At 54.4% G+C, this 17,209-nt stretch carries 16 protein-coding genes; 4 read left to right on the top strand and 12 right to left on the bottom strand.

The features are described 5' to 3' along the window. Window positions 1–258: 258 nt before the first annotated feature. From AC2FIC_RS05585 to AC2FIC_RS05560, 6 genes are all read right to left on the bottom strand, one after another. The gene (locus AC2FIC_RS05585; RefSeq protein ID WP_496692305.1) at window positions 259–1,095 is read right to left on the bottom strand and encodes a citryl-CoA lyase; all 837 of its coding nucleotides are present in this window, start codon (window positions 1,093–1,095) and stop codon (window positions 259–261) included. Then, window positions 1,092–2,984, bottom strand: coding sequence for a bifunctional sugar phosphate isomerase/epimerase/4-hydroxyphenylpyruvate dioxygenase family protein (locus AC2FIC_RS05580; RefSeq protein ID WP_496870044.1), 1,893 nt, complete (start codon window positions 2,982–2,984; stop codon window positions 1,092–1,094). Before AC2FIC_RS05580 ends, AC2FIC_RS05585 begins: the two co-directional genes overlap by 4 nt. Then, window positions 2,984–4,279, bottom strand: coding sequence for a TRAP transporter large permease (locus AC2FIC_RS05575; RefSeq protein ID WP_496692303.1), 1,296 nt, complete (start codon window positions 4,277–4,279; stop codon window positions 2,984–2,986). Before AC2FIC_RS05575 ends, AC2FIC_RS05580 begins: the two co-directional genes overlap by 1 nt. Further along, window positions 4,276–4,851: a TRAP transporter small permease gene (locus tag AC2FIC_RS05570; RefSeq protein ID WP_496692302.1), complete on the bottom strand. Its 576-nt coding sequence runs from the start codon at window positions 4,849–4,851 to the stop codon at window positions 4,276–4,278. The genes AC2FIC_RS05575 and AC2FIC_RS05570 overlap by 4 nt, the downstream gene beginning before the upstream one ends. A 30-nt stretch (window positions 4,852–4,881) precedes the next feature. Next, window positions 4,882–5,892, bottom strand: a complete 1,011-nt coding sequence (gene dctP, locus AC2FIC_RS05565; protein WP_496692301.1) for a TRAP transporter substrate-binding protein DctP — start codon at window positions 5,890–5,892, stop codon at window positions 4,882–4,884. Window positions 5,893–5,992: 100 nt separating this feature from the next. After that, window positions 5,993–7,210: a Gfo/Idh/MocA family protein gene (locus tag AC2FIC_RS05560; RefSeq protein WP_496692300.1), complete on the bottom strand. Its 1,218-nt coding sequence runs from the start codon at window positions 7,208–7,210 to the stop codon at window positions 5,993–5,995. Between the two features lie 74 nt (window positions 7,211–7,284). Between AC2FIC_RS05560 and AC2FIC_RS05555 the strand changes: the two genes are divergently transcribed. Next, window positions 7,285–7,938, top strand: coding sequence for a GntR family transcriptional regulator (locus AC2FIC_RS05555; protein WP_496692299.1), 654 nt, complete (start codon window positions 7,285–7,287; stop codon window positions 7,936–7,938). Between the two features lie 374 nt (window positions 7,939–8,312). Here the strand turns inward: AC2FIC_RS05555 and AC2FIC_RS05550 are convergent, their stop codons facing one another. Genes AC2FIC_RS05550 through AC2FIC_RS05530 form a run of 5 tightly spaced genes read right to left on the bottom strand, consistent with a single transcriptional unit; the run spans window position 8,313 to window position 11,919 of the window. Next, window positions 8,313–8,687, bottom strand: a complete 375-nt coding sequence (locus AC2FIC_RS05550) for a nuclear transport factor 2 family protein (protein WP_271952617.1) — start codon at window positions 8,685–8,687, stop codon at window positions 8,313–8,315. Further along, window positions 8,684–9,580 (bottom strand): alpha/beta hydrolase, encoded by an 897-nt coding sequence (locus AC2FIC_RS05545; RefSeq protein WP_496692298.1) that lies wholly within the window; start codon window positions 9,578–9,580, stop codon window positions 8,684–8,686. Before AC2FIC_RS05545 ends, AC2FIC_RS05550 begins: the two co-directional genes overlap by 4 nt. After that, window positions 9,577–10,059, bottom strand: a complete 483-nt coding sequence (locus AC2FIC_RS05540) for a flavin reductase family protein (protein WP_496692297.1) — start codon at window positions 10,057–10,059, stop codon at window positions 9,577–9,579. Before AC2FIC_RS05540 ends, AC2FIC_RS05545 begins: the two co-directional genes overlap by 4 nt. Beyond that, window positions 10,059–10,736 (bottom strand): glutathione S-transferase family protein, encoded by a 678-nt coding sequence (locus tag AC2FIC_RS05535; RefSeq protein WP_496692296.1) that lies wholly within the window; start codon window positions 10,734–10,736, stop codon window positions 10,059–10,061. Before AC2FIC_RS05535 ends, AC2FIC_RS05540 begins: the two co-directional genes overlap by 1 nt. Beyond that, on the bottom strand, window positions 10,729–11,919 hold the full coding sequence (locus AC2FIC_RS05530; protein WP_496692295.1) for an LLM class flavin-dependent oxidoreductase: 1,191 nt from the start codon (window positions 11,917–11,919) through the stop codon (window positions 10,729–10,731). The genes AC2FIC_RS05535 and AC2FIC_RS05530 overlap by 8 nt, the downstream gene beginning before the upstream one ends. Window positions 11,920–12,020: 101 nt before the next feature. Here AC2FIC_RS05530 and AC2FIC_RS05525 point away from each other — a divergent pair, with 101 nt between their 5' ends. Together AC2FIC_RS05525 and curA are read left to right on the top strand one after the other, a co-directional pair. Beyond that, on the top strand, window positions 12,021–12,638 hold the full coding sequence (locus AC2FIC_RS05525; protein WP_496692294.1) for a helix-turn-helix domain-containing protein: 618 nt from the start codon (window positions 12,021–12,023) through the stop codon (window positions 12,636–12,638). Window positions 12,639–13,296: 658 nt separating this feature from the next. Beyond that, window positions 13,297–14,328: an NADPH-dependent curcumin/dihydrocurcumin reductase gene (gene curA, locus AC2FIC_RS05520; RefSeq protein ID WP_496692293.1), complete on the top strand. Its 1,032-nt coding sequence runs from the start codon at window positions 13,297–13,299 to the stop codon at window positions 14,326–14,328. Between the two features lie 670 nt (window positions 14,329–14,998). On the opposite strand, the gene AC2FIC_RS05515 is transcribed toward curA, so the two are convergent. Further along, a complete protein-coding gene (locus AC2FIC_RS05515; RefSeq protein ID WP_496692292.1) occupies window positions 14,999–15,340 on the bottom strand; it encodes a hypothetical protein in 342 nt (113 codons plus the stop codon). Between the two features lie 227 nt (window positions 15,341–15,567). Here AC2FIC_RS05515 and AC2FIC_RS05510 point away from each other — a divergent pair, with 227 nt between their 5' ends. Next, on the top strand, window positions 15,568–17,199 hold the full coding sequence (locus AC2FIC_RS05510) for an arylsulfatase (protein ID WP_496692291.1): 1,632 nt from the start codon (window positions 15,568–15,570) through the stop codon (window positions 17,197–17,199). The last annotated feature ends 10 nt before the right edge of the window (window positions 17,200–17,209 follow it).

Genomic DNA, 17,209 nt, shown 5'->3' with positions numbered 1-17,209 from the left:
ACAGAGGCATCGTTAAATCGGACGCGTCTGCGCCGTGATCACCACCGGGATAGGCAGGCCAATCAGCCGGAACCCTGGCGCCATCAAGGCGCGCAGGCTCTGGCGATGCCGTATTGATCGGCCTTGGTGCGGTTTTCTAGAAGATCGAGGTTGCCGCAGATCATGACTTTGGCATTGGGAATTTTTGAATGTGGTTTTAGATCGACATCGTTTACACGACCAACGCCAACAGGGCCGGACCGGAAAGATTTCGATGTCTCACATCTCATCATTCCTGTCTTCGTAGAGGGGTAAGTAATTCGGGGGCACAGGGCCTTTGTTCCGACCGCCCTGGTTCATCTGTTCCCAGGCGTGGGCAAGTATTCCAACCGAACGGGACAAGCAAAACAGCCCCCGCGACAGGGGCGCGGGAAAGCCAAGTTCGCAAAAGATCACGGCTGTCGCGCCATCGATGTTCATCGCAATCGGCCGACCGCCCCGTTGACGACCAAGTTCGGCCTGAACCCCTTCTCCGATGTCTGCAAAGCGACCTGAAACGGTGCCTTCATTTGCTGCATTGCGAACGAGCTGCATCAGCCGGGGTGCACGCGGATCGACGGGCTTGTGAAACCGGTGTCCGAAACCTGAAACGATCTTGCCGTAAGTCTCGCGCCAACTGTCCAGACCATTCCGAACAGCATCATTCAGCGATGCCCCGGCATCTATGCGATCGGCGATATCATAATAAAGCTCGGCGCACTGCTCGCCTGCTCCGCCATGTACATCGCCCAGCATATTCACTGCAGTCGCCATCGCATTATTGAGACCTACTCCACAAGTAGCAGCCATGCGCGCAGCCGCAATCGAGGGAGCCTGCGGGCCGTGATCCACACCGGCGACCAGAGCGGCCTCAAACAGGCGCGCCTGAGCATCGCCCGGCAGATCGCCTCGCACCATCATCCAGATCATCTGCGGAAAGGATACATTCCCGATCAGGTCCTCTATGGCGTTGCCACGAAATGCGATGTACCCGGGCTTCATATCGATGATGGAGGTGCGCCACCATTGGCGAACGGCGCGCTCATCACTTGTCATGTTTTCATCCAGTGCGCTCATGGCGTTTGCACCTCTTTCGCCGCCTGAGTTTTCCTTTGCGCGGCGAGGCGAATAGGGGCGTTGCGCGCGCCAAAACCTGCATATCCAGCGCGGCGTTCAACGATTTCAAAGAAAAAGCCGTTGAAAACGGGACGGCTATAGATCTGAAAATACTCTGCTCCCCCCGCGCGATCATAGAGGATATTGCTCCCATGCAGTTGGGTGATCAGGTCGTCACTCACCCCAAAAGTCGCCTGCAGATCAGCATAATAGTTTTCTGGAATAGTCAGGCTGGGGAAACCAGACTTAAGCAGTTGAGCAGAGGTTTCAAAAATATCGTCGGACTGGAAGGCGATATGTTGAACACCTGCCCCAAAGCCTTCTTCAAGGAACGATGCCGCCAGCGTTCGGCGACCGACGGCCCCGTTCAAGTTCAGACGCACTTCGCCTTCGGGGCTTTCGATGGCCTGGCTTTGCACGACGCCCGACGGGTCGGCCACGTTCACGATTGGCGACTTTGCCATGTCGAAGGTCGAGATGTAATACAGCAGCCAGCTTTGCATTTCATCGTGGCGCATTGTCTGTGCCAGATGGTCGATACGGCGCAATCCGGCGGGTTGCATGGCTTTGGTTTTGGCAACCGGTTCGAATTCGATATCCCATACCCGATGCAGATCGGATTTCTCATCGATGAAATGAACGACGTTGCCACCAACACCACGGATTGCAGGGATATCCAGCTCTCCTGTTCCTACCGGTTGTAAGAAATTCGGGGCGCCCAGCGCGGTTGCACGTTGAACCGTCTGATCCGCATCTTTGACACGCAATCCCATGTCACAGACTGATGGGCCATGGCCCAGAAACGCCGAATGGGCAAAGCCTTCTTTTTCGGTATTCAAAACGATGTTGATCGCGCCTTGCCGCCACAATTCGACAGACTTGGTGACGTGCTTTCGCTCCATTCGAAAACACATTGCTGACAGCAAGTCTGCCAGTTGTGCCCCGCTTGTTTCATCGGCTGCAAACTCTACGAATTCGAAGCCGGACGCATAAACGCGTTCTGGCAGGTTTGGGGTTCCAAAGTCTGCTTTCGGCTCGGTCCGTGATACCTCGTCCAAAAGGTTGACCAGGGACCTATAGCTGTCCCGGGCCAGTGTTCGGGCACCGGGCTGTGCCGCCACTTCGTTCACACGGGCGATAGACCAGGGTCCTATGTAGCCTGCCCTGGCCAGCACGCGCACGAAGCCTGCTAGGTTAAGTGATCCAAGCCCAGGTAGAAGCCCGAAGTGCCGTTTGAGTCTGCGAATATCCATCTCAAGCCGGGGCGCATCGGACAGTTGCACATGGAACAGTCGCTCTCCGGGAATGTCCCTAAGGCGGGCGGGTTTGGAACCGTCAGCGAGCGAGAAGAAAGAGTTTAAAGCCAGTCCAAAGTAAGGGCTGTCAATCGCCTCGACGACGCGCAACGCCTGTTCGTCCGAGCGAATGAGATCGGACCACGGCAAACCCATATAGGCCAAGCGAAGCCCCATCGCTTTTGCAATCTCGGTCGCTTCGCTGAGGTCTGAGATCACCTGATCCTCGGTGGCAGCAGGGTCCACTTCGAATGCAGAGCCAATTAGCAGCAGATCCGTTCCCAACTCGCTCATCAGATCGAGTTTGCGCTTAAGCCGATCAAAGGCACGTTCCCGCTCGCTGTCGGCCTGGCCTTCAAGGTTATGGAAGGGTTGCAGCAGACAAATCTTTTGTCCGAGATCTGATGCAATGTCCCGAATTCGCGATGGTGGCCCGTCAAAAGCGGTCAAATCCGGTTCATGCAACTCGACACCGCTAAAGCCCGCATCAGCGATTGCACTTAGTTTTTCGGCCAGATCACCGGGGATCGACGTTGTCGAAACCGAGAGACACATTACCCCTGATACCCAAACATACGCGGCAACCACAGAACCAGATCGGGCATCAACATCATGATCACCAAGGCGAAAATCAACACCGCCAAGAAGGCCCAAATCTCGGAAATGATTTCACGCAGTGGAATATCCGAAACAGCATTAATTACGAACAGCAGAATCCCGTAGGGCGGCGTGATCAGACCGATCATCGAATTCACGACGACCAGCACACCGAAATGCACCAGATCAATACCAAGCGCTTCGCAAGTCGGGATGAACAAGGGCACAATCACCAGAATGATCGTTGTCGCGTCCAAAACGCACCCCAGGGCAAGGATCAGCAGGTTGACGAGGATCAAGAAGACGATCGGACTGACATCCGAACCTTCCAGCAGCGCCGAGATAGACTGTGGGATTTGCTCCTGAATCACGATGAAGTTCAAAATGAACGCTCCACCAATGACAACTCCAACCGCTGCAGAAGAACGGGCGCTGTCAACGAAGACCTGATAAAGGCCACGGAACGACAAGGCGCGATAGAAGAACCCTGCCAGCAGCAGGGCATAGAGTGCGGCCACGGCCGCGGCCTCGGTCGGTGTCGTGACACCCCCGTAGATGCCATAGAGCAGGATGGCGGGCATTAGCAGCGCAGGAAACGCATTGGCGGTTTTGGCGGGCAATTCGCGCAACGGAACAGGTTCTTCCAAGGCAAAGTTCCGCTTTCCTGCCAGATAATAGTTCATCGCCATGAGGACGACGCCCATTATCAGGCCTGGCAGAATACCGGCCAGAAATAACGAACCGATAGAGGCCTTGGAAACAAGCGCGTACAATACCATCGGGATTGAGGGCGGAATGATAGGGCCGATTGTTGCCGAGGCCGCCGTGATTGCGGCTGCATAGCCTCGGCTATAGCGGCCATCTTTGGTCATCATCTCAATGATGATTTTACCAATTCCCGCCGCATCCGCGACAGCAGAGCCGGACATGCCGGAAAAGATCAGAGATGCCACTACGTTTACGTGTCCGAGGCCACCCTTGAAACGCCCGACCGCCGCAACGCAGAAGTTCAGCAGGCGGTCAGTGATCGACCCCGCATTCATGATATTGGCGGCGACAATGAACAAAGGCACGGCAAGCAGGATCGTGCTTTTGTAGAAGCCTTGTAGGATCTTCTCGCCCGCTAGGGCGACATCCAGTCCGGCCGTGCCTAAATACACCAATGAGGCTAAGAGGATGGAATACCCAATAGGTGTCCCAATGCCCGCCAGAAGAAAAAGAGCGAGCAGGCAGGAAATAAGTTCGATACTCATTTATTTGCTTCCTCGTCGTCTACGACGTCGACACGGGGATGATCGTCAACCACGTTGTACCCAACGACCAGTTCCAACTCTGTTTTTGGAGGGCCATTGCGCAAAACGTCGAAGAATAACCACGCGTATCGCGCTGCTACGACCAGCATGAATACCGCATATATCGAAAACACAGTGCGCAACGGTATCTTCTCGCCCGAGAACGGATTGCGGACAGTCGCTGTCTTGCGGATTTTCATCCAGTCGATGTAGTCCCAGGTCGGCAGGAAGCTATAGAGCATCCCGATCACGATCGCTGCGGCCGCCAGCATTGCAAAGATCTGGCGAACGCGCGTCGGCACCGAAAGATAGATGATGTCGAACTTCACATGATCCCGTTCGCGCACGATAAAGGCGCAGCTGAAGAAGATCACCCAGACCCAAAGAATGCCGATCAATTCTAGCGTCCAACCGGCGGGTGTAAAAAAATACCGCAAGAGAATTTGCAGAAGGAAGATCAGGAAGATTGCCGCCAGCATCCCGCCGGCAATCGCTTCGGTCAGTCGGGAGAACCCCTTGATAAAGGCCTTCATTGCGGTTCTCCCTCTCTTGTCTTGCTGGACTTAGTTGCCCAGAGCGTTAATCCGATCCAGAACCCCCTCGGGCCAAGAGCCAGCGAATTCGCTGTCCAGATACATGGACTGTACCTGATTGCGGAACGCAGCGAGATCAGGTTCGTAGATCTCCATCCCTTGCTCTTTCAGGAAGCTGACAAGGTCCTCTTCTTTCTGAAGCTGCTTTTGGCGACCAGATTCCGCGGCTGCGTCTGCGGCTTCCTGAACTTTAGCCTGCTGTTCCGGTGTCAGCCCGTCCCAGACACCCTTGCCAATGGCGATATAGTTAAGGTCCACCAGATGCGACGTCAGAACGATCTGATTGGTCACTTCATAGAACTTGGCGTCCACCACGGTCGGCAGTGGGTTGTCCTGACCGTCAACCGCACCTGTCGATAGAGCGGTGTAAACCTCTGAGAAGGCCATTGGCGTCGGGGCTGCACCCAGAGCCTTGCCTAGAAATTGCCATGCGTCTGTGCCCGGCATCCGAAGATTCACGCCGTCCAAGTCCGCTGGTGTCGTCACAGTCAGTTCATCTTTGGGCTGGCGCAGGTTCACCTGACGTCGGCCCAGATACATAACCGACAGGAGTTTAACACCCAGCTCTTCCTCAGCCTTTTGCTTGAACGCATCCATCAAGGGATCGGTAAAGACAGCCACCTGATGCGCGGCGTCCTGGTGGACATAGCCAGCAGTAAAGATCGAAAACTCGGGGAAGAACTGCGCGAGTTCCTGCGCCGAGGTAATCGACATTTCCAGGTTGCCCCGGCTGATGGCGTCAAGTTCGGTGCCCTGTGCAAAGATTGTGCCGTTATAGCTGGGCTCATAATTTGCGAACTCGGCAACCATTGGCGCGAAGACATCTGCCATGGCGACCGAGCGCTGGTCGGTTTCCGATCCTGATGTTGCGAGGCGAAGTTGCACTTTGTCTTCCGCCAGCGCACCACTTGTTGCGCTAAACAGAACACCGGTTGCGACAAGGGCTGATACTGCAGCCCTACGGGTAAGTTTGGTAATCACTTTGCTCCTCCCTGAGACATCATCAAGCTTCTTTTTTGCGATTCAGAGTTTTGACCTATTTTGGACATTTTGCAAGATTTTTTACAAAATATCAGATATTTTATACTACTGATACATTTGCCTTTGGTGTATTTAGCAGGCTTTTTATCCTGACCTTCTCGCCCATTCTGCAGGAATTCTGTATAGCTTCAATGACTTGAAGTGTTCTGAAACCTTCCCATCCGGACACAATCGGATCTGCTTCGTGCCGAGCAACTTCAACAAAGTGCCTGAGTTGATTGACCAGCGGATCAGATGCACCCTTCTTCAACACGGTTGATGAGATTGGCGTCCACCAATCCCGTTGATCACCTTGGTAGTTCCATAGTCGAAGATCAGGTACGGACAACGATCCATGAGAACCACCGATCATGTAGCTACTCTCCGCTGTCGACGGATAGATTGGATATTCCCGAGACGTCATCTCCCAGCTCCACGGGGCGACGATGCTGTCGGACACGCTTATGGTCCCAATCGCTCCGCTTTCAAACGTCAACAGCGCCCCGGCGACATCTTCGTTGTCATAACCGCGTTGCGATAAAGCCGACTGCGCCTGTACCGTCACGACCTCTCCGGCCAGATACCGCAGAAGGTCCACATCATGGACAAGATTGACCGAAATGGGTCCTGCACCGGGTTTCTTTCGCCAGGGCGCGGCATCAAAATACTCGTCGGGCTTATAGAACCAGCAATTCGCGTGGACAGCACGAACATCCCCAATCCTCCCATCAACAATAGCTTCTTTGGCTGACTTGATCAGGGGGTTATGCCGACGATGATGTCCGACCATCAGAGGCACATTGGCCCTCTCCGCTTCCTGGACAAGCTCCAGTGCTGCGGCAGCTTCCACGGCGATCGGTTTTTCGACGAGAACAGGACACCCATGTCGCACACATGTAAGGCCTTGTTCGACATGAAGCGTCGTAGGGGTCGCAAGCACAGCGCCGTCCGGCGTCTGAGTTGCAAACATTTCCCCAAGGGTCTCGTAGCATGCCACCCCGTGCTCAACGGCGTAAGCACGACCTTCGTCACTGGGATCGACGACCGCAACAAGGTCAACATGGCGCAACGCCCGGATAGCGTCTGCGTGGCGGCGTCCAACAAGGCCAATGCCAACAATGGCAATGCGAAAGTTCTTAGACACTTTTGCTTCCTTCCGGATGGTTCGAAAAATCCCGAAACCGACATTTGCGACTGAGCTGCATTGCTCAATTTGGACATGAAGGTATTGGGGTTTTCGCGATTCCGCAATAATGTATGATATTTTTATTTTTACCATACATCAGTTGGGATTGCTGATGTCTCCGAAAAATGCTAATTGAACGAAGAAACTGAGAATATCGGGTGAAACGCATGGCGAAACAGCCGTCTACGATAGGTGCAAGCACCTATCAGCGCATCAAGCGGGATATCATCTTCGGGGCGCTGCAACCCGGTTCCAAACTGAAGCTGGACGCATTGAAGGAACGCTATGCGGCGAGCCTTTCGACACTTCGTGAAACCCTAAACAGGCTTGCCAGCGATGGGTTTGTCGAAGCTCCCGAACAACGGGGATTCCTGGTTGCGCCGGTCTCCCGAGAAGACCTGACCGAAATATCAGAGCTGCGTGTCCTGTTGGAATGCCACGCGTTGGAGTTGTCCATTGCGAACGGCGACACGGATTGGGAAGGCAACCTCGTTGCCGCACATCACAAACTGCACCTGATAGAACGGCAACTTCTCAAGGGCGACGAATCCGAGAAAGAAACCTGGAAACGTTATGATTGGGAGTTCCACCAAGCGATGATCGCGGCCTGCAACTCCAAGAACCTTCTGTCTCTGCACTCGATCATCTACGACAAATACTTACGTTATCAGATGCTCGTGCTGACCAATCGTGGCGAAGAAGCCATCAAGGAGCATAAGGGTATGTTCGATGCAGCATTGGCCAGAGACGCGAACACGGCAAAGAGGTTATTGGAAGACCACATTCGAAATGGCCTCGCGCATACCTTGGAGGCTATGTGACCTCTCCCCCCTTTACTGTGACACCGGTACTTTTAAGCTAAGAGCTTAATACGGTGATGCAGTGCTTCCGATGGCGTCTCAGGATCTAGTTAGAAATCTACATCTTCAGAGTGTCCCTGAGCAGCTTTCCATCATCCGATGATCGTAAAGCGCTTCTTCTCGCTCTCTTCGACAATCCTGTGCAGTTCCTCGAACCGATCCTTGTTCCCATTGGTAATGCCAAGTTTGGGCCTTAGCTGTTTTCGTATCTTTTCATTACGCAATAACGGATTGCGCCAAACGGAACTTGATTGCCGACGCAGCGGTTTGTCAAAGCGAGATAGGTTCCCTCTTACAAAACTGCTGCGTGCTTGGCTGCATCAAAGGCTGTCGGGTCAGCTTGTACGTTGCTTGTAATAAGTATCTTTATGGACAATCAGCCCGTCTCGGTAGGTCAGGATGTCAACGCTTAGAAACTCTTCTTTTGAACCATCCTTGTGCACGGCTGTACGGCGATATTCGCAATAAGCCTTGTTGCCGGAAATAGCGCAGTCGAGCGTTTCCCAATGCACGTTCGCGACCTTTTCAAACAGGGCTGCAAAAGCACCACGAATGGTTTCGGCTCCTTCCAGACGCACGCCATGTTCTTCGGGGCCAACAGCGTGATCAAATGTAGCGTCGGTTGCGAAGTGTCTCATTACGGCATCGATGTCATTGGCGTTAAACGCGTCACCGACAGAGTCGACTAGGTCTCGGGTCAAAGCGGTCATGATTTCGGTCCTTTTCCTTGAAGCATATCGCAAGTGTGTTTGAAGAAGGGGCTCGTCGGGTCGACCAGCACATTCAGTTCGTCAAAGTGATCCACATCGGGCACGAAATAGAGACCCATCTTGCGGTCTGCTGTTTCGTATTTTTCGACATACATTCGTGCCTGTCTGTGGAACTCATCGGTTTCCGCGCCGCCGACGACGACCAGCTGAGGGGCATTGGTACCCGGAGGGTGCTTGGTCATCGGGCTTTCGGCCTGGGCTTCTGCCGGATCCATTCGGATGCCCGCATTCAAAGCCTCGGTCAGGCGGACCGGCTCAAGATAGCTGAGCGGTGAGACCGGAATGCCAGATTTAATCAGGTCTGCGGGCAAGTCATCGTCAAATGCCGGCCAATCGGTCGCCATCATCATCTGGGTAATATGGCCGCCAGCGGAATGGCCCATAACGCAGAGACGGTCTGGATTGATGCCCAATGCGCCCGCGTTGCGCCAGACAAAGGACATGGCCTCACGCGCTTCTTCTGAAATTCTTGTGATGGTCACAGACGGGCAAAGATCGTATCCGATGACAACAACATTGAACCCCGCCTCAACAAACGGCGGCGCAATGAAGCTGTAGATCGATTTGTCGCCACGCTGCCAATAGCCGCCGTGGAAATAGACCAATGTCGGTGCGGCGGTGTCCGCGCAGCGGAAGACATCCAGCTTTTGTTTTTCGCCTTCTCCATAGCGGATATCTAGGCTGCAATCGGATGTTGCACGCGCGTGCGCGCTGTCGCGGCTCCACCCGGGAATGACGGTCACTTCATAGTCCGGCCGCCCAGCCCGCAAATTGTACTGCGCGTCGAATTCGTCAGGGCTGAACCGAGTGTGGAAAGTCAGGTGATCACTCATGATACTGCCTCCGATTGGGGCGCGGAAAAGAACGCGCCGCGACAAAAGACCAGCGGAGGAACGGGTGCATGGGCATAGTTCACGACACGTCCCAAGAGGATTTCATGATCACCCGCATCAACCCGGTTGTGCACGGTGCATTCCAGATGCGTAGATGCACCGGGGACCAAAGGCGTCTTGGCCCCAGGAGTCCATTCCGTATCGGCAAACCGGTTTTCCACATTGCTGGCAAAATGCAACGCCAAAGCTTTCTGATCCGCGGACAGGATGTTGACCGCGAAATGATCTGACCTGGACAGCGTCGGGAACACACGACCCGATTTTGCGACACAGACAGAGATCACAGGCGGTTCGAGTGAGACCGAGGTGAAGGAGTTGGCGGTCAGGCCCCATGGCATGCCCTCGGGGTCATAAGTGGCCACGATTGTGACCCCTGTCGGAAAAGCGCCAAGCGCACGGCGAAAGTCACGCAGGTCCATCACAGAACTCCTTCGCTGACGCAGGCCTTTTCAAGGGCGGCCCACTCATCCGGGTTTGTGCCGAAATGACGCATGACGTGACCCCGGTATGCGGGGCGTTCCGCCAATCGTTCGTACCACGCTTCGACATTGGGCAACGGTGGGCGGTCGACCTCGACATTGAAATAGCGATACGCCACGCAACCCAGCGGAATATCCGCCATGGTAAAGCTGTCGCCACAGACATAGGCCTTATCCGCAAGGTGCTGATCCAGAATGGTCAGCGCTTCATGCGCCTCATCGCGAAGTTTGGCGATCTGTTCCTGGTCCCGTTGGTCGGATTGGGTGCGCACAGTTGCAAAAAACAGGTAAATCACCGGCCCGAAGGCGCGGCTGGCGGACCACTCCATCCATTGATCCGCGATGGCGCGGGTCTGTAGGTCAGAGGGGCTAAACGTTCCCGCGCCGTACCGGTCGCAGAGATACCGCACAATGGCGAGGCTTTCCCAAAGCGCGAAATCCCCATCGCGGATCGCCGGGATCATTTTGTTGGGATTGATCTGCGCGTACATATCAGTGTCGAGCTTGCCAAAGCTGCCCCCGGCCAGTTGCAGCGTATAGTCCAATCCCAACTCATTGGCTGTCCAAATCACCGGAATAACGTTTGACGAATAGGGCCGCCCCCAAATCTCAAGCATGCTCCAACATCCTTTTCTGCGCGATGGATTGTGTCCCGAATTTTGGAACGACATGCTCAAACAGTCGATGCCAACTGGACAGGATTTTCTCGTAGGGAACGCCAGTGTATTGCTGCATCAACATGAGGTGGTCGAGGCCGATGGTTTCCTGCCGCTCGGCAAAACGATCCGCTACATATTCGGCGTCACCAACCACAATGATCCCGCGTTTATTGAGGAAATCGAACCAATCCATCTCTTCGTCCTCAGAAGTCATCTCTTCACCGACATCAAGATAGCCATGTTTTGTCCACTCGCCCTTGGGGCGCGACCCGCCGAGGAATTCGTAATAGGCATTGATCGGGCCACGAATGGTGTTCACCGCTTCCTCCATGCTTTCACCGACATAGAAGGCCGTGCAGACGCCAACGCCTTCCCCTGGTTTCACATTGCGCCCTTCACGTTTGGACAGCGCCTCGCGGTAGGGTTCCCAGCAGGCCAGTGTCGCCTTGGGTCCAGCGGCCATCGAGATCACACCCCATCCCTTTTCACCAGCAAGCTTGAATGTGGGAGGCGCATTCGACATGAGCCAGACCGGCGGGTGCGGATCAGAATACGGGCGTGGATGCACGTATATCGCTTTGTACTCGCCATTCTCGTCGTGATAGCGCGGGTCCAGCGGTTCAAAAAAACGGTTGGTTTCTTTCCAGCCTGGAACTGGGAACTCATAGAACTCACCTTGATGGGTGAAGGCGTCGTTGGTCCACGCTTTCAGAATAATATCCAGGCTCTCTTGATAGAGGCGCATCACCTTGGCGTTGTCGCGCCGATCCGCATCCGAATTGAACTGGATGGTCGAGCGCTCATTGATGCCCTTGGCGACACCAAAATCGAACCGGCCCAGCGACATGTTATCCAGCATCGCCGCGTCTTCGGCCACGCGCAATGGGTGCCAGTCCGGCAAGATGATGGGCGCCGTTCCAACCCGCAGTTTTGTGCAATGAGCAGCCACATGCGTACCCATCTGGATCGGGTTGGGCGGCGCGTTCATATAGCCGTTATGGGCAAAGTGATGTTCTGTGAACCAGGCGGTCGTGAATCCAGCCTGCTCTGCCAGCGAACATTGTTCGAGGATCATCTCCAGTGTCCGGGTCCAGGGAATCGTCTCACCAGGACTGAAATTGGCAATCAAATCAAAGCGCATAGCGATCTCCCGGACAAATGTGGTAAGTTGAATTATCACCCAATTTTCAACTAAGTTGAATTTTACTCGAAAAATCAACAAAAATCTCTTATCCCGAATGCATGAATAGCAACGTTACTGATACTGACACTCAACGGCTTGGCAGCGAAATCCGCGAAGTGCGCAAGGCGCGTGGCCTGACGTTACAAGACCTTTCGGAAACGGTATCCTGCTCGACGGCGTATCTGAGCCGGATCGAGCTGGGATCAGCAAAAGCATCGGCGGAGCTTCTGCGAGAGATCAGTGAAGCGCTCTCGGTCGATCCCAACTGGTTCTTTCCCAAGCAATCGGGTGTCGGACCATTGGAACGCAAACATGTCGTACGCAAAGAAAATCGCAGGGCGCTTTCCAACATGTACACGCGAACAACCCAGGAGTTGGGATTCGAAGACGAACTGCTATCCAGCACACTATCCGGACAATGCTATCTGATCCTGTCACGGTTCCGCCCAGGAGCCGGTACACCGCCTGAACCCCAGGAAGGTTATTCTTTCGAGGGCGAGCAACATGCGATCGTCTTGAGTGGCGAAGTGGAGCTGCGCCTTGGTGAAGAAATCATAGTTCTTCGCAAAGGCGACAGCTTTTCCTACCCTTCAATGATCGCGCATCGGTTCCGCAACCGGACTGACAAAGAGGCCACAATGGTCTGGGCGATGTCGCCAATACGAATTACTTGGTGATTGTTGGCCAGCTATCACTATTGCGAGAATTGCTTTTGACACAAAGCAACGGATAATGGCATTCGGAAAAGCCCACAGATCTGACCTAACTGCTTGGGCCAAAACCAGTCATTTGGTCAATAGAGACAACAGTTGGCTTTGTCCTGCGACCTGGAAATTCGACCACTAATCGTCGCTACGGTCTGCATGAATGGTTATCCTTTCCGCTGAACAGCTGCACCAGATCCTCCACTCGCGCTGCATTTGAGACGCTGCGTGCGCTTGCAGCTAACCAACGCGATCTCGCTCTCTTCGATATGACCATCGACAGTAAATTGTGCGGCTGTGACTTGGTCACGATTGAAGTCTTTTATGTCCTGGCTTCTGGTCAGCCCCATGAGCAGGCTTCAGACCTGCAAAGCAAGACTCGGAGACCCCTCCACTTCGAGATTCTTGAAGGTACCAGAACCTCAGTCGTGAGGTGAATGGAAGACGAACCTAGGGTCGGGTTTGATTACTTTTTAGCAGGGCGTTTCCATGAGCGTTTGGGCATTTCAATGCGCAGATCGTGCGTGATTGGGCCACGTCTATAGGTTTTTCGAACTCGTTGGTGCTGTCGTGTTGCTCTGCAGCGGAATTTGGTCTCTGTTGCAAGAAAGCCGTCTTATGAGAGGTCACAATGCCCCAAGCATCCGCCACCAATCGTCGTATTGTTCTCGCCAATCGCCCAGCCGGACAACTGGACGAGAATACATTGCGCCTGGAAACCACGAGCGTTCCTGAACCTGGACCAGACGAAATGCTGGTACGTACGGTGTACCTGTCGTTGGATCCTTACATGCGTGGCCGAATGAATGACGCAAAATCCTATGCCGAACCCGTTCCGATTGGCGGTGTTATGACGGCGCAGGTCGTCGGGCAGGTGGTCAAATCCAACATCGAAGGATACGAAGTCGGAGAGTATGTGCTCAATACAAGCGGGTGGCAGGATTTTGCTGTCTCAGACGGAACGCAGGTCGTTAAGTTGGGTAAATCTCCGGACAACCCGTCTTGGTCGCTCGGAATTCTCGGAATGCCAGGCTACACGGCTTATGCCGGGCTTCTGAAAATCGGGGAGCCAAAAGCCGGTGAAACAGTTGTTGTGGCTGCCGCAGCCGGCCCGGTAGGCGCAACAGTCGGTCAGATCGCAAAGCTAAAAGGATGTCGTGTAGTGGGCATCGCAGGCGGTTCTGAAAAATGTGCTCATGTAGTCGAAAACCTTGGATTTGACGCATGTTTGGACCATCGATCTGATGATCTGGCAGCGCAACTGCGCGAGGCTTGTCCAAGTGGAATTGACGTGTATTTCGAAAACGTTGGCGGCAAAGTTCTCTATGCCGTATTGCCGCTCTTGAACCCGTTTGCACGGGTGCCCGTCTGCGGGATTGTATCCTGGTACAACCTGCCCGGCCTACCGGACGGCCCGGATATGGGCCCTGCGATCATGGGCACGATCCTGCGGATGAAAGTCAGAATGCAGGGTTTCATAATCTTCGACAACTTTGGTGCCGACGTGTATCAGGAGTTTGTCCGCGATATGACGGCTTGGCTCAAAAACGGTTCAATAAGCTACAAGGAACATATGGTTGAGGGGCTGGAAAATGCTCCGGAAGCATTCAATCAACTGCTGGCCGGGGGAAACTTTGGAAAGATGGTCGTAAAAGTTGGTTAGCCGGACACACAGCCAGACATTGCATCGTTCTTTGGATGGTTCCATCGTCAAAGTAACGGCCCAAAGCTGCAGTTGAGCCAAAGGTTCGATCTTCTCGGCTGATCCCGAAATCTGCCATTCGGGCTACTGGAAGGATGCGCCACTTTCAGAAGTTTAGTCGCCCGTCACGGCATTCGGATGACGCTCGAAAGGGATTTTGCGTGCGGGCACATTGCTCTGGGAGGCGTATATGTCGCCAGCGGCGACGCAAATGCAGCCGTCGACGCTGTGCATCAGTCACTTATCCTCGAACCTAACGGATACGAGGCTAACCTCTTCATGGGTTTCTATCTCCAGTTTGCGGGGGACGCCGCAAGTGCCGTGGACTATCTGTTGATCGCCAAACGTCTTAGTCCTGTGCAGACTTACGTGTAGACGCTGCCCTATGAATGTTCGCTCCAACAACCCGGTCTCTAGGTTGGTGCATCTCACCTTAGTGCAGACTGGGCTGATCGTGTTGAAAAACTCCGATTTTCGTGAAGATGGGTGAAATACTTGCTTGCAGGAGGCCTTTCCGAGAATTCGTCGAGGGGGAACTCGCGTTGACATTGTCCGGAGCTCTCAGGGCCCCTACCAAGCACAGGGTTTCAATTTAGCCGCCGTAACGGATTCTGGCGGAAAAATGCAGCCGTCAGATACTCGAGTTTTTCAACACAATCGGCTCATAGCGGCCATCGAAGCAAACGCAGCATTCGATGATATTGTAATACGTCAACGTCGGGTTGGCGCTGACGTCAGACATCTCCCATCCCTCTTCAGGCGGAATTTGTCCGGCACCTTGCATGTAAATTTTCTGCACCGGATCGCCATAGAAGCCGAGACAGAAGCCTAGTGAAACCGCCTGCGCCACTTCGCGGAGCGCATCCACAAAGGCCGGGTCTGTGTCCTGACTTTCATCGACAAAGATGATCGGAAAGCCTGCTGTGCGCGTGGGCCTCCGGCTTGTGCGCCAAGGACTCCGCTTGCAGGCCATGGCAGTTCCTGATGACGTGCCGGTCCGCAACGGCCTAGACACAATGGCCGACAACCGAAAGATTGCCCAAAAAAAAGAAAGTGTTGCGCCATACATTCAACTTATGGATAGTTGATCCCACTCGAAATGTTCTACGGGCGGACAAAGGCAAGCAAAGCCTCTCGCTTGGTGCTTGTCTGCGACCAACTCAAGTTTCACTGTTAGCGAATGTGAGGGAGTGACCGATTATGCCAGTTTCGTATTTGAACAGGGCCGTCGCGGCCGGGTTCCTGATTTTAAGCATTGGGATTGCGCCGGCGCTTGCCCAGGAAGGCAGCGCGGGCGGCAAGCCGAACGTTCTCGTCATTTGGGGCGACGACATCGGCCAGTCCAATATCTCCGCATACACAATGGGGTTGATGGGTTATCAAACGCCGAATATCGACCGGGTTGCCAGAGAAGGTATGATCTTCACCGACTACTACGGTGAACAATCCTGCACGGCTGGCCGGTCATCCTTTATCATGGGCCAGTCGGTCTTCCGCACCGGCCTTTCCAAGGTCGGCCTGCCCGGTGCCAAGGAAGGTATGCAGATCGAAGATCCCACCATTGCCGGCCTCCTCAAAGCCGAAGGCTATGCCACCGGTCAATTCGGCAAGAACCATCTGGGAGACCGGGATGAACACCTTCCGACGAACCACGGTTTCGATGTGTTTTTCGGAAATCTCTACCATCTGAACGCCGAAGAAGAGCCTGAAAACGAGGACTACCCGAAGGATATGGTGTTCGCAGACGGCACGACGTTCCTTGAACGGTTCGGTCCGCGTGGTGTTTTGAACGTGACAGCGACCTACGGCGAAAATGAAATCACGCAGAATATCGAGGATACCGGGGCTCTGACCCGGAAGCGGATGGAGATTGTGGACGACGAGACATCAGATGCTGCAATTGCCTGGATGGAAGAACAGACCAACGCCGGCACCCCGTGGTTCCTGTGGTGGAGCGGCACACGGATGCATTTCCGTACCCACGTCAGCGAAGAGAACCGCGCGCTCGCGGATGAGTTATACAATGGGGAAAAAGCTGATGAATACACTGCCGGCATGATCGAACACGACATGGATATCGGCAAGTTCCTCGAAAAGCTTGACGAGCTCGGCATCGCCGATAACACCATCGTGTTCTATTCCACTGATAACGGCGTCCATATGAACACATGGCCGGATGCCGGGATGACCCCGTTCTGGGGCGAGAAGAACACCCAGTGGGAAGGCGCCTGGCGGGTGCCTGCTATGGTCCGCTGGCCCAGTAATATCGCGCCCGGAACGATCTCGAACGAGATCGTTCATCACATGGATTGGCTGCCAACATTCCTGGCCGCTGCAGGCAATGAAACCATCAAGGACGATTTGCTCGAAGGCATCACAGTTCCGGAAATGGCAGGCCGCGAGTATCGCGTCCATCTCGACGGCTACAACCTATTGCCGATGCTCAAGGGTGACACGGACAAGAGCCCGCGTAATGAGATCTTCTACTTCACTGATGACGGCGACCTCGCGGCGATCCGGCTCAACAACTGGAAGATCACCTTCCTCGAGCAGAAGGCCTGGGGGACTTTCCGGGCCTGGATGGAGCCGCTGACGCCGCTGCGCGTGCCGCTGATCTTCAACCTGCGCCGCGACCCTTATGAACGCGGTTACCGGACGTCGAACACCTATTACGACTGGCTGCTCGACCATGCCTTCATGCTGGTGCCGGCCCAGGCTTATGTTGGGCAGTTCCTGGCAACCTTCGAAGAATACCCACCGCGGCAGGAGGCGGCTTCGTTCAGCCTCGACAAGGTAATGGAGAAGCTGTCGCAGCCGGGCGGCTCGCAGTAGACTCATCCCA

The organism is Ruegeria sp. CDSC079 (assembly GCF_059610505.1).
The sequence above is the reverse complement of the archived record's forward strand: the minus strand, read 5'-3'. Positions and strand labels throughout refer to the sequence as shown.

What these genes read in the sequence shown, in the direction of transcription:
- curA (WP_496692293.1), top strand. Translation starts at nt 13,297, where the DNA reads ATGCCCCAAGCATCCGCCACCAATCGTCGTATTGTTCTCGCCAATCGC.
- AC2FIC_RS05570 (WP_496692302.1), bottom strand. Translation starts at nt 4,851, where the DNA reads ATGAAGGCCTTTATCAAGGGGTTCTCCCGACTGACCGAAGCGATTGCC.
- AC2FIC_RS05530 (WP_496692295.1), bottom strand. Translation starts at nt 11,919, where the DNA reads ATGCGCTTTGATTTGATTGCCAATTTCAGTCCTGGTGAGACGATTCCC.
- AC2FIC_RS05555 (WP_496692299.1), top strand. Translation starts at nt 7,285, where the DNA reads ATGGCGAAACAGCCGTCTACGATAGGTGCAAGCACCTATCAGCGCATC.
- AC2FIC_RS05550 (WP_271952617.1), bottom strand. Translation starts at nt 8,687, where the DNA reads ATGACCGCTTTGACCCGAGACCTAGTCGACTCTGTCGGTGACGCGTTT.
- AC2FIC_RS05540 (WP_496692297.1), bottom strand. Translation starts at nt 10,059, where the DNA reads ATGGACCTGCGTGACTTTCGCCGTGCGCTTGGCGCTTTTCCGACAGGG.
- AC2FIC_RS05535 (WP_496692296.1), bottom strand. Translation starts at nt 10,736, where the DNA reads ATGCTTGAGATTTGGGGGCGGCCCTATTCGTCAAACGTTATTCCGGTG.
- AC2FIC_RS05515 (WP_496692292.1), bottom strand. Translation starts at nt 15,340, where the DNA reads ATGGCCTGCAAGCGGAGTCCTTGGCGCACAAGCCGGAGGCCCACGCGC.
- AC2FIC_RS05525 (WP_496692294.1), top strand. Translation starts at nt 12,021, where the DNA reads ATGAATAGCAACGTTACTGATACTGACACTCAACGGCTTGGCAGCGAA.
- AC2FIC_RS05580 (WP_496870044.1), bottom strand. Translation starts at nt 2,984, where the DNA reads ATGTGTCTCTCGGTTTCGACAACGTCGATCCCCGGTGATCTGGCCGAA.
- AC2FIC_RS05585 (WP_496692305.1), bottom strand. Translation starts at nt 1,095, where the DNA reads ATGAGCGCACTGGATGAAAACATGACAAGTGATGAGCGCGCCGTTCGC.
- AC2FIC_RS05510 (WP_496692291.1), top strand. Translation starts at nt 15,568, where the DNA reads ATGCCAGTTTCGTATTTGAACAGGGCCGTCGCGGCCGGGTTCCTGATT.
- AC2FIC_RS05575 (WP_496692303.1), bottom strand. Translation starts at nt 4,279, where the DNA reads ATGAGTATCGAACTTATTTCCTGCCTGCTCGCTCTTTTTCTTCTGGCG.
- AC2FIC_RS05545 (WP_496692298.1), bottom strand. Translation starts at nt 9,580, where the DNA reads ATGAGTGATCACCTGACTTTCCACACTCGGTTCAGCCCTGACGAATTC.
- AC2FIC_RS05560 (WP_496692300.1), bottom strand. Translation starts at nt 7,210, where the DNA reads ATGGTAAAAATAAAAATATCATACATTATTGCGGAATCGCGAAAACCC.